Here is a 12,282-nt window from a genome sequence, read left to right on the forward strand (position 1 = left end):
TTTTCCTCACGAGGTGACGGCGACCGGCTGCGCAGTGGCGGCCAGCAAACGCTTGATTTCCGGGACGCACGAGCCACATTGCGTGCCACAGCCCAATTCTTGTTTCAAACCCTGCAAGTCCAGGCCACGGCTAATGCCGGCGCAGACGGCGCTTTGGCTGACGTTTTTGCAGTTGCACAGGGTTTTGTTCCCAGCGGCCGGTGCATTGGCGTTGCCCGGCGGTGCGCTCAGCGGTGCCAGCAGCCAGCGCCGCAGCTGTTCGTCGGCGCGACCTTCCAGCCACAGGTTTTGCAGCCAGTGTTGGGCAAGGGTTTCACCCGCCAGGCGAATGGCAGTGATCCGGCCGTTCTCGATCCGCACCCGTTTACCGATAGAGCGCCGTGGGTCGTCATAGGCCAAAACCGGGCCATCGTTGAGTCTCAGGCATTGATCGATGTCACGCAGCAGTTGCGGGTCGGGCGCGACGGCGCTGGCAGCGCGTATCAGCAGCGCGGGGCGTTCACGCCCAGCGAGGCTGAGGCTGACGTAGGAAAACGCCTCACAGAGTGGTCGTAGCGTCTCAAAATTCTGTTGAACATCGCCCTCGATCAGGGCGAATAGTTGCCATGGGAGATTTACAGGTTCGAGACGCACGCCGCTGTGTTTGAGTTCGGGCTGTTTCGATAGCGGGTCGAAGGCGGGAAGAGTGAGGGTATTTACGCCGCCCTTGAGGAAGCGATCACCCCAATGCATAGGCAGAAAGGCCTGGCCGGGGCGCACGCTGTCGTCGCCTCCAACGGCGACAATCACCGCACCACGGCGACTTTTCAGGCTGACCAGGTCGCCCGGTTGCAACCGATGCCGACGCAGTTCATCCGGGTGCAAGCTCAACACCGCTTCGCTGACGTGGCCAAATAGCTGGGCGGCGGTGCCGGTGCGGCTCATGCCGTGCCATTGATCGCGCAGGCGACCGGTGATCAGGGTCAGCGGGAAGCGCGCGTCGCGTTGTTCCTTGGCGGCGCGGTACGGGTCGGCCACGAATTGTGCGCGCCCAGTGGCCGTCGGGAAAATCCCGTCCAGGTACAGACGGGCTGTGCCTTCGCTGGCTCCCGCGGGGAAAGGCCATTGCTGCGGGCCTAGGCGGTCGATCAACGCATGACTGATGCCGGACAAGTCCAGATCACGCCCGCGGGTCAATTGCTTGTACTCGTCGAAGATCTGCGCCGGGTTTTCAAAGGCAAACAGACTGGTTTGTCCGGGATGCAGATATTTCTCCAGGCGCTGTGCGAAATCCACGGTGATCGCCCAGTCAGAGCGGGCTTCGCCAGGTGCGACGATGGCTCGACGAACATGGGAAATGCGCCGTTCGGAGTTGGTTACCGTGCCGTCCTTTTCACCCCAACTGGCCGCAGGCAGCAGCAGGTCCGCGAACGCTGCGGTTTCGGTGGTGCGGAAGGCCTCCTGCAACACCACGAACGGACAGGCTTGCAGCGCCTCGCGCACGGCGGTTTGATCCGGCATTGATTGCGCGGGGTTGGTGCAAGCGATCCACAGTGCCTTGATTTTCCCGCTGCGCACCTGCTCAAACAACTCGATAGCGGTGAGCCCGGTGTTTGCAGGCAGTTGATCCACGCCCCAATACGCTGCCACTTCCGCGCGATGTTCAGCATTGGCGGCTTCACGATGGCCGGGCAGCAGGTTCGACAGGCTACCGGTTTCGCGGCCGCCCATGGCGTTTGGCTGACCGGTCAGGGAGAAAGGTCCTGCGCCGGGGCGGCCGATTTGCCCGGTGGCCAGGTGCAGGTTGATCAGTGCGCTGTTTTTCGCGCTGCCGGCGGTGGACTGGTTCAGTCCCATGCACCACAGCGACAGAAAACTGGGGGAAGTGCCAACCCATTCTGCGCATTGATGCAGTTGATCAATGCTGATCCCACAGAGCTGCGAAACCATCTGCGGCGTGTAATCGCGCACCAGGTTCTTCAGTTCGGCCAGGCCTTCGGTGTGGGCCTTGATGAAGTCGCGGTCGACCCAGTCTTCCCACAGCAGCAGGTGCAAAATCCCATGGAACAAGGCGACATCGGTGCCTGGCAGAATCGCCAGGTGCAGGTCAGCCAGATCGCAGGTGTCGGTACGACGCGGGTCGATGACGATGACTTTCATCTGCGGCCGGCGGGATTTCGCTTCTTCCAGGCGACGGAAAAGTACCGGGTGGGCGTAGGCCATGTTGCTGCCGACGATCATCACGCAGTCGCTCAGTTCCAGGTCTTCGTAGCTGCACGGCGGTGCGTCGGCGCCCAGGCTGCGCTTGTAACCAACTACTGCCGAAGACATGCACAGGCGCGAATTGCTGTCGATGTTGTTGGTGCCCACCAGCGCGCGCGCCAGTTTGTTGAAGGCGTAGTAATCCTCGGTCAGCAATTGCCCGGAAATGTAGAACGCCACGCTGTCCGGGCCGTGTTCGGCGATAGTCTCGGCAAAAACGCTGGCGGCATGGTCAAGGGCGGTGTCCCAGTCGGTGCGGCTGCGGGCCAGGCCTTTGCCCAGGCGCAGTTCGGGATACAAGGCCCGGGCCGCAAGGTCGCCGGTCAGATGCAGGGTAGAGCCTTTGCTGCACAATTTGCCGAAGTTGGCCGGGTGGGCCGGATCGCCGCTGACGCCGAGAATGCGCTCGCCGTCATGCTCGATCAGCACGCCGCAGCCGACCCCGCAGTAGCAGCAGGTGGAAGCGGTGATCTGGTTCATCAGTTTGCTTCCCGCAGAGCCAGCAACACCCGGCCGTTCTCGACCCGTGCTGAGTGGTGGTGAGCGCAACCGATGTCCGGGGCCTGGGCTTCGCCAGTCTCAAGATCGATCTGCCAGTTGTGCAGCGGGCAGGCGACTCGTTTGCCGTAGATCAGACCTTGGGACAGTGGCCCGCCCTTGTGTGGGCAGCGGTCATCGAGTGCGAAAACCTCATCGTCGCTGGTACGAAAAATCGCGATGTCGCCTTTCGGGCCGGCAATGATCCGCGAGCCCAGGGCATTGATTTCTTCCAGTGCGCAGATATCCAGCCAGTTCATGCCGGCACCTCCAGATTCTTCACTGTGATGACGTCGAATTCTTTCTTCAGCAGCGGTTGTTCCAGGCGTTCCTTCCACGGGTCCTGTTCGAACGACAAGGAGAATTGCAAGCGCTCGTTGAGCGCCTTGCGCCGCTCCGGGTCTTCCAGCACGGCTTTCTTGATGTGTTCCATGCCGACCCGTTGCAGGTAGTGCACGGTGCGTTCGAGGTAGAAAGCTTCTTCGCGATAAAGCTGCAGGAACGCGCCGTTGTATTCACGCACTTCTTCGGCGGTTTTCAATTTGACGAAGAATTCCGCGACCTCGGTTTTGATCCCGCCGTTGCCGCCGATGTACATTTCCCAGCCCGAATCCACGCCGATAATTCCGACATCCTTGATCCCCGCTTCCGAACAGTTGCGTGGGCAACCGGAGACGGCGAGTTTCACTTTATGTGGCGACCACATGTTGAACAGGTCGTGCTCCAGCTCGATGCCCAGTTGCGTGGAATTCTGCGTACCAAAGCGGCAGAACTCGCTGCCGACGCAGGTCTTCACCGTGCGGATGGATTTGCCGTAGGCGTGGCCGGACGGCATGTCGAGATCTTTCCAGACGCCGGGCAGGTCCTGCTTCTTGATCCCCAGCAAATCGATACGCTGGCCGCCGGTCACCTTGACCATCGGCACGTTGTATTTGTCGGCCACGTCGGCAATGCGCCGCAGTTCCGAAGGATTGGTCACACCGCCCCACATCCGCGGGACTACAGAGTAAGTGCCGTCTTTCTGAATGTTGGCGTGGGCCCGTTCGTTGATCAGGCGCGATTGCGGGTCGTCCTTGGCTTCGCCCGGCCAGGTGGAAATCAGGTAGTAGTTGAGCGCCGGGCGGCATGTGGCGCAGCCGTTCGGCGTGCGCCAGTTCAGGTAGCTCATGGTGCCAGCGATGGTCAGCAGGTGCTGGTCGCGGATGGCCTGGCGGATTTGCCCGTGGTTCAGGTCGCTGCAACCGCAAATGGCTTTTTCGCTTTTCGGTTTGACGTCTGCTGCGCCGCCCACGGTGTTAATCAGGATCTGTTCCACCAACCCTGCGCAGGAGCCGCAGGAGCTGGCAGCCTTGGTGTGTTTTTTCACGTCATCGACGCTGAACAGCCCGTGCTCCTGAATTGCCTTGACGATGGTGCCTTTGCACACACCGTTGCAGCCGCAGACTTCGGCGGTGTCGGCCATGCTCATGGCTTTGTCCTGGCCTTGATGTCCTACATCGCCCAGGGCGTTTTCGCCGAACATCAGGTGATCGCGGATCTCATCGATGGCGTGGTTCTCACGGATCTGCCGGAAATACCAGCCGCCGTCTGCCGTATCGCCGTACAGACAGGCCCCGACCAGCACGTCATCCTTGATCACCAGTTTTTTGTAGACCCCGCCGATAGGGTCGGAGAGGGTGATGGTTTCAGTGCCTTCGCCGCCCATGAAGTCGCCAGCGGAGAACAGGTCGATGCCGGTGACTTTCAATTTGGTCGACGTCACCGAACCCTTGTAGGTGGCGAAGCCCAGTTGGGCGAGATGGTTGGCGCAGACCTTGGCCTGTTCGAACAGCGGCGCCACCAGGCCGTAGGCGATGCCACGGTGGCTGGCGCATTCGCCTATTGCGTAGACCCGAGGGTCGTAGGTTTGCATCGTGTCATTGACCAGAATCCCGCGGTTGCAGGGGATGCCGGATTTTTCCGCGAGTTCGGTGTTGGGGCGAATACCGGCGGCCATCACCACCAGGTCGGCGGGGATGATGTCGCCATTCTTGAACTCGACCGAGCCGACCCGGCCATTGCCGGCATCGTGCAGGGCCTGGGTCTGCTCGCACAGGCGAAAGTGCAGGCCACGGGCTTCCAGGGCGGTTTGCAGGAGTTGGCCGCTGGTTTTGTCCAGTTGCCGTTCCAGCAGCCATTCACCGATGTGCACCACGGTGACGTGCATGCCGCGCAGCATCAGGCCGTTGGCCGCTTCCAGGCCGAGCAGGCCGCCACCGATTACAACGGCGTGCTTGTGGGTTTTCGCCGTGTCGATCATGGCCTGGGTGTCGGCGATGTCGCGGTAGCCGATTACGCCGTCCAAAGTGTTGCCGGGAATCGGCAGGATGAAGGGGGTCGAACCGGTGGCGATCAGCAGGCGATCGTATTCCGCCTCGCTGCCGTCTTCAGCGATCACGCGGCGTTTGACCCGGTCGATCTCCACCACTTTGCGGTTGAGCAGCAGCTTGATGTTGTTGTCCAGGTACCAGTCCAGATCGTTGAGCACGATCTCTTCGAAGGTCTGTTCGCCGGCCAGCACGGGCGAGAGCAGGATGCGGTTGTAGTTGGTATGAGGTTCGGCACCGAAGACCGTGATGTCGTACAGCTCATTGCTCAACTTGAGCAGTTCTTCCAGGGTGCGAACCCCGGCCATGCCGTTGCCGATCATCACCAGTTTTAGTTTTTTCATCAGGATCTCCGGGAGCTCAGACTCGCCTCAACAGGGCTTTCAGGTCTTGCTCGACAAATGTGCGCAAACAAAAAAAGGCGTCCCGCTAGTTGCCTAGCGAGGACGCCTTTGTCCTGGTCCCGTTCTCTCGGGCAGCGCACCCTTCATCGTTGAAGGTTGGGCTTTATGTATGGTGAGAGAGGTAATGCAGTGGTTGTGCCAACTCTCGTAAAAGCAGGATTTATGGGCTTTCGTCACGGGTGGCGGGTGTTTTCGTGCACCGGTTCAATGCGCTATGCCCGGTTTTGAAGCAGAAAAGTCAAAAGATCGCAGCCTGCGTCAACGCCTACAGGAGATCGTGGGCACCGATGGGAGCTGCCGCAGGCTGCGATCTTTTGATCTTTTGGGTGCAGTGAAAAACTCAGCCATGAAACAGCAAAACCAGCAGCACCAGGTTCACCAGCAACGACACCAGCGCCAAGGTCCGCCAGACCTTCAACGGTTCGCGCTCCAGCAGCGGCCTGGGGCGCACGCTCAAACTGCGCCGCTCGCCCTGTTCCAGCAGCAGTAACCATTCTTCCGCCGTTTCAAAGCGTTGATCCGGATCCACCGCTACTGCGTGCTCCAGACTTTTCGCAATCCATTCCGGCAGGTCGGGTCGATAGCGACTGGCGCTGACAGGAACCCCGAACCGTGGGCGCTGGAAAGCTTCGATTTCACCGTAGGGATAATGCCCGGTGAGCAGGAAATACAAGGTCACGCCGACGGCATACAGGTCCTGTTGCGGTGTCGGTGCGTCCCCGCGAAAGGCTTCCGGCGCGATATAGCTGGGGGTTCCGGGCAGGGCAGAAGGCTGGTCTTCGGACAGGCCCGGGCAATAGGCGAGGCCGAAATCCAGCAGGCGCAATTCGCCGTCGTCCCCCAGCAGCAGGTTCTCCGGTTTGATATCGCGATGGAGAATCTGCCGTCGGTGCAGCATGCCAACCGCTCGCAGCAGGCGTTCGGCCAGATCCTGCCATTGGGGCAGCGGCAGCGGTCCGACATCGGCGTGCAACTGCGCCAAGGTAGATCCGGAATATTCCCGCATCACGTAGTACAAATGCTGACGCTGACTGGCGGCATGGACTTCAGGGAAGTGCCGCCCGGCCACGCGCTTGAGAAACCATTCTTCCGACAGCAACGCCTGCCCTGCGAGGTGATCGTCACGCAGCGCGCCCGGCAAGGTTTTCAGTAGCCAGGGCTGTTGTTGCCCATCGCGCACCCGATAAAGCAGCGACTGCTGGCTCTGGCCGAGTATCCCTTCGACCTGCCAGCCTTCGAAAGTCTGGCCCGGTTTCAGCGCTGGCGGCAGCGGCCACTGCTGCAAATGAATCAACGCATCGCCGATGCTGGTTTCACCGAGGGCATCGACCCGCACCAACAGGGCGCTGGCGTTGTCCTGGCTGCCGGCCAGATGCGCCGCACTGACCAAGGTCTGCGCCGCGCTGTTCAAATCCGGTTGATCGCGCAGAATTGCCGCGATCGCAGTGTCGCCCAGCACCGCCCAAATGCCGTCGCTGAGCAGTACGAAACTTTCGTTCAAGCGCAGTTCGCCATCGAGAAAATCCAGCACCAAATGCTGATCGAGCCCAAGTGCCCGTTTGAGCACATGCTGCATGCCCGGCTGGTCCCAGACGTGATCCTCGCTGACCCGTTGCAAGGTGTCGGCGTGCCAGCGATAAACCCGGCAATCGCCGACATGGGCCAAGGTAAATCGCCTGCCGCGCATGACCAAGGCACTGACAGTGGTGAGCAACGGTTGCCCACCGCCATTGGCCTGCAACCAGCGATTTTGTGCCAGTAGCAGGCGGTCCAAGGCCTGTGCGACGCCCCAGGTTTCCGGCGTGGCGTAGTAATCCAGCGCCAGGGCCTGCAACGTCGAACGGGCGGCGAGGCCACCATCGGCGCACTGGCTGACGCCATCGGCGATGGCGAACAGGTAACCCTTGCTCGCCGCCAGCGCCGGGGCCGGAGTCACCAGGCGCAGGGCGTCCTGATTCTCCTCGCGAGGGCCGATGGCGCTCGCTTCGGCAAAACTCAGTTGCAGGCTCATTGAAGCCTCAGACCCGTGCAGCGGTCACGGCCGCCGAACCCCACGTGGTTCTCCAGCGACGTTTCACACCGTGCAGACCGAACCAGGCCAGAACGCCAAGGCTGGCGAACAACCACAAGGCCAGTTGATAACTGCCGGTGCTTTGCTTGATCGCGCCCATGCCCGCTGCCAGCGCAAATCCACCAATACCGCCGGCCATGCCGATCAAACCGGTCATTACACCGATCTCGCGACGAAAACGCTGCGGCACCAATTGGAAAACGGCGCCGTTACCGGCACCCAAACCGAGCATGGTGCAGACGAAAAGTGCCAGCGCTGCGTAGGAACTCGGCAGGTTGAAACCCACCGCTGCGATGCAGAGCGCCGCCACCGTGTACATCCCCAGAAGGGTGCGAATGCCACCGAAACGATCCGCCAGAGCGCCACCCAACGGACGCATCAAGCTGCCACCGAACACGCAGGCGGCGGTGTAGTAGCCGGCGGTCACCGGGCTGAGGCCATATTGGTCGTTGAAATAACCGGGCAGGGCGCTGGCCAGGCCGATGAAGCCGCCGAAGGTCACGCTATAGAAAAACATGAACCACCAGCTGTCGCGGTCGCCCAAGGCCTTGAAATAGTCGGACACGGACTTGGCTTTTGGCCGCTCAGGCGCGTTTTTGGCCAGCCAGGCGAAGACGATGATGGTCAGGATCAGCGGGATCAGCGCGAAGCCGAACACGTTGCTCCAGCCAAACGCAGCTGCCAGCACCGGGGCGATCAGTGCGGCGAGCACAGTGCCCGAGTTACCGGCACCGGCGATGCCCATGGCTTTGCCTTGGTGCTGAGGGGGATACCATTGCGAGGCCAGCGGCAGGGCGACGGCAAAGGACGCGCCAGCCATGCCGAGGAACAGGCCTAGCACCAGCGCTTGTTCGTAGCTGTGGATGCCGTGTTTCCAGGCAACGAACAGGGCGCAGATGACGATCACCTGGCCAATCAGCCCGGCGGTTTTCGGCGACAGGCGATCAGCCAGCAGGCCCATTACAAAGCGCAGTACCGCCCCGGCCAGAATCGGCGTGGCCACCACCAGCCCGCGCTGCTGGGTGGTCAGGTGCAGGTCGGCGGCGATCTGCACCGCCAGTGGGCCGAGCAGGTACCAGACCATAAAACTCAGGTCGAAATAGAGGAAGGCCGCGAACAATGTCGGGGTATGGCCAGATTTCCAGAAGCTTGAATTCATCGCGCACCTCAGCTGTTAGGAGTCTCGAGAAGGAGTCATGAGCTTGCAGGTGGGGCGCCGCATCGGCCGCACCACCGGCCCCGGTCTGTGGGGCCAAAACAAAAAAACGCCGCCACCGGATTCGCCAAAGGGCAAATGAGGTGAGCGACGTCTTTGTCGTAGGTGGGGCAACCGCCGTTGGTTGCCTGTAGTGATTACTTTGCGAGATCTGTGCCACATTCACGCTGATCGTTCCCACGCTCTGCGTGGGAACGCATCCCGTGACGCTCTGCGTCACAGCTCGAAGCGGACGCAGAGCGTCCATGGCGGCATTCCCACGCGGAGCGTGGGAACGATCGTTTGGGGGAGTCAGCCGAGCAACTCACTCATGGCAATGATCTGCTCCGCCACCTGAATCAGCTTCTGCTGGCGGCTCATGGCCTGGCGGCGCATCAGGGTGTAGGCCTCTTCCTCGTTGCAGTCCTTCATTTTCATCAGCAACCCCTTGGCCAGCTCGATGCGCTTGCGCTCGGCCAGTTGCTGGTCGCGGGCATTGAGTTGGGCGCGCAGGGCCTGGTCGCTTTCAAAACGCGCCATGGCGACGTCGAGAATCGGCTGCAAGCGCTGTGCGTGGATGCCTTCGACGATGTAGGCACTGACCCCGGACTTGATCGCCTGACGCATCACATTGGGGTCATGTTCATCGGTAAACATCACGATCGGCCGCGGTTGGTCGCGGCTCACCAGCACCACTTGTTCCATGACATCGCGGCTCGGTGACTCGGTATCGATCAAAATCACGTCCGGACGCACCGTTTCGACGCGCGCAGGCAGGTCGATGGTCAAGCCTGACTCGTCAATCACCTCGAACCCGGCTTCGGTCAGGGCCGCCTTCAGGCGTCCGACTTTCTTTGCAGTGTCGTTGATCAGCAGGATACGCAACATATTCGCAGTCTCCTGTCAGCGGCTGGCGAGAAGGGGCGAGCTGTCGCTCATGGCGTGCAGCTTGAAACTGCGGGCATAACCGGCAGGGTCCAGGCCATCCCAGACCTTGCCGTCGATCAACTGGCTGCTGCGCATTGGCTGATCACTCGCGGCCACACCGACAGCGGTGGCGGCCTCTCGATACAAGTCTAGTTGCTGGACCTGACGGGCCACGCCCAGGTAGTCCGGGTCGTCGCGCAACAAACCCCAGCGGCGGAACTGAGTCATGAACCACATGCCATCGGACAAATACGGCAGATTGACCTCGCCATTGTCGTGGAAGCGCAGGGCGTGCGGGTCTTGCCAGCGATTACCCAGGCCATCGGCATAGTCACCGAGCAATCGCGGTTCGATGCAATCGAGTGGCGCATCAAGGTATTGCGGGGCGCTCAACAGCTTTGCGGTGCTGCGGCGATTCTCGGTGCTTTCTTCGATGAAACGGCTGGCCTCCAGAATCGCCATCACCAGCGCCCGTGCGGTGTTGGGGTATTGCTCGACAAAGGCGCGGGTGCAGCCGAGGACTTTTTCCGGGTGATCGGGCCAGATGGTCTGGGTGGTGGCCATCGTGAACCCCAGATTTTGCTGCACCGCACTGGCGGACCATGGTTCGCCGACGCAGAAGCCGTCGATGCGCCCGGCTTGCAGGTGCGCGACCATCTGCGGCGGCGGTACGACCACACTGTCGACGTCCTGCAACGGATGGATGCCCTGGCTCGCGAGCCAGTAATACAGCCACATGGCGTGGCTGCCCGTAGGAAATGTCTGAGCGAAGGTGAGTTTTGGGCGACTTTGGTGCACGTGCCGCTCCAGTGCTTCAGGACTGGTCACGTCCAGCGCCTGCAAGCCATGGGAGAGGTTGATGCTCTGGCCATTCTGATTCAGGCCCATGAGCACCGCCATGTCGGTCGACGCGACACCGCCGATGCCCAAATGCACGGCGTAGATCAGACCGTACAAACTGTGGGCGGCGTCGAGTTCGCCGCTGACCAGTTTGTCCCGTAGGTTGGCCCAGGACGACTGGCGCTTGAGGTTCAGGGTCAGGCCATACGGTTGGGCAAAGCCCTGCGTGGCCGCGACCACTACCGAGGCGCAGTCGCTCAGGGCCATGAAGCCGAGGTTGATTTCGGTCTTTTCCGGGGCGTCGCTGCCGTTGACCCAGGCCAGAGGGTTGGCTGGAACTTCAATCATCTGTAAACACCTTTCATAAAAAAGCGCCGGACCGGGCTGCTTGCCAGGGCAAGGCCAAGTGACGACGCCTTTGTCTTTCGACTCATCCCGCCGTTGGCATGAGTGCTGATGTGAGTGGCGGTGCAAGGCATATGCCATCGCTCGCTGATTTTCTCGCGCGCCTCGCCTGCAACCCCGATGCCCGGCTATAATCGCCGCCACTTTTCGTAGCCCAGAGTCAAACCTGCCCATGTACACCCTGGCCCGTCAGCTGTTGTTCAAACTTTCCCCGGAAACCTCCCACGATCTGTCCCTGGACCTGATCGGCGCGGGCGGGCGTTTGGGCCTCAACGGCTTGCTGTGCAAGGCGCCGGCGAAATTGCCGGTGACCGTCATGGGCCTGGACTTCCCGAACCCGGTGGGTCTGGCGGCCGGTCTGGACAAGAACGGCGCGGCCATCGACGGTTTTGCGCAACTGGGTTTCGGGTTTGTCGAAATCGGCACCATCACTCCGCGTCCGCAGCCGGGCAACCCCAAGCCACGGATTTTCCGTCTGCCGGATGCCGAGGCGATCATTAACCGCATGGGGTTCAACAACCTCGGCGTCGATCACCTGCTGGCTCGAGTGGCGGCGGCAAAGTTCAAGGGTGTGCTGGGCATCAATATCGGCAAAAACTTCGATACCCCGGTTGAGCGGGCGGTCGATGACTACCTGATCTGCCTGGACAAGGTCTACGCCCACGCCAGCTACGTGACAGTCAACGTCAGCTCGCCGAACACCCCGGGCCTGCGCAGCCTGCAATTCGGTGATTCGCTGAAGCAATTGTTGGCCGACCTGGCGACGCGCCGTGCAGAACTGGCGCTGCGCCACGGCAAACATGTACCGCTGGCGATCAAGATTGCGCCGGACATGACCGACGAAGAAACCGTTCAGGTCGCGCAAGCGCTGATCGAAACCGGTATGGACGCGGTGATCGCCACCAACACCACCTTGAGCCGCGTTGGTGTAGAAGGCATGGAACATGGTGACGAGGCGGGCGGCCTGTCCGGCGCACCGGTTCGCGACAAGAGCACCCACACCGTGAAGGTGCTGGCGGCCGAGTTGGCCGGTCGCTTGCCGATCATCGCCGTGGGCGGCATCACCGAAGGCAAGCACGCGGCTGAGAAAATCGCTGCAGGGGCGAGCCTGGTGCAGCTCTATTCCGGCTTCATCTATAAAGGCCCGGCGCTGATCCGGGAATCCGTCGACGCCATCGCCGCGCTGCGCTGAAGAATCATCTGCGGCGATGGGGATTAACTGTGGCGAGGGAGCTTGCTCCCGCTGGGCTGCGAAGCGGCCCAAAAACCAGTCAATCAGGTGTGTCAGGTAAAACA

At 61.4% G+C, this 12,282-nt stretch carries 8 protein-coding genes; 1 reads left to right on the top strand and 7 read right to left on the bottom strand.

Annotated elements, in window-relative coordinates:
- Nucleotides 1-6: 6 nt before the first annotated feature.
- The 7 genes from PFAS1_RS20655 to PFAS1_RS20685 form a co-directional block, all read right to left on the bottom strand.
- Nucleotides 7-2,721: a nitrate reductase gene (locus tag PFAS1_RS20655; RefSeq protein WP_076030342.1), complete on the bottom strand. Its 2,715-nt coding sequence runs from the start codon at nt 2,719-2,721 to the stop codon at nt 7-9.
- Nucleotides 2,721-3,038, bottom strand: a complete 318-nt coding sequence (nirD, locus tag PFAS1_RS20660; protein ID WP_074875030.1) for a nitrite reductase small subunit NirD — start codon at nt 3,036-3,038, stop codon at nt 2,721-2,723. The genes PFAS1_RS20655 and nirD overlap by 1 nt, the downstream gene beginning before the upstream one ends.
- A complete protein-coding gene (gene nirB, locus PFAS1_RS20665; protein WP_074875032.1) occupies nt 3,035-5,488 on the bottom strand; it encodes a nitrite reductase large subunit NirB in 2,454 nt (817 codons plus the stop codon). Before nirB ends, nirD begins: the two co-directional genes overlap by 4 nt.
- A gap of 400 nt (nt 5,489-5,888) precedes the next feature.
- The gene (locus PFAS1_RS20670) at nt 5,889-7,559 is read right to left on the bottom strand and encodes a bifunctional protein-serine/threonine kinase/phosphatase (RefSeq protein ID WP_076030343.1); all 1,671 of its coding nucleotides are present in this window, start codon (nt 7,557-7,559) and stop codon (nt 5,889-5,891) included.
- Between the two features lie 7 nt (nt 7,560-7,566).
- Entirely contained in the window at nt 7,567-8,778 is a 1,212-nt protein-coding gene (locus PFAS1_RS20675) for a nitrate/nitrite transporter (RefSeq protein WP_074875036.1), read from the bottom strand.
- A gap of 348 nt (nt 8,779-9,126) precedes the next feature.
- Complete coding sequence (locus PFAS1_RS20680) at nt 9,127-9,702, bottom strand: ANTAR domain-containing response regulator (protein ID WP_074875038.1); 576 nt, start codon at nt 9,700-9,702, stop codon at nt 9,127-9,129.
- A gap of 15 nt (nt 9,703-9,717) precedes the next feature.
- Nucleotides 9,718-10,929 carry a CmpA/NrtA family ABC transporter substrate-binding protein gene (locus PFAS1_RS20685; protein ID WP_074875039.1) on the bottom strand — a complete coding sequence of 404 codons (1,212 nt, stop codon included), beginning with the start codon at nt 10,927-10,929 and terminating at the stop codon, nt 9,718-9,720.
- A 229-nt stretch (nt 10,930-11,158) separates the two neighbouring features.
- Here PFAS1_RS20685 and PFAS1_RS20690 point away from each other — a divergent pair, with 229 nt between their 5' ends.
- On the top strand, nt 11,159-12,178 hold the full coding sequence (locus PFAS1_RS20690; RefSeq protein WP_076030344.1) for a quinone-dependent dihydroorotate dehydrogenase: 1,020 nt from the start codon (nt 11,159-11,161) through the stop codon (nt 12,176-12,178).
- The last annotated feature ends 104 nt before the right edge of the window (nt 12,179-12,282 follow it).

Origin of the sequence: Pseudomonas frederiksbergensis, assembly GCF_001952935.1 — a bacterium.
Taxonomy (GTDB): domain Bacteria; phylum Pseudomonadota; class Gammaproteobacteria; order Pseudomonadales; family Pseudomonadaceae; genus Aquipseudomonas; species Aquipseudomonas frederiksbergensis.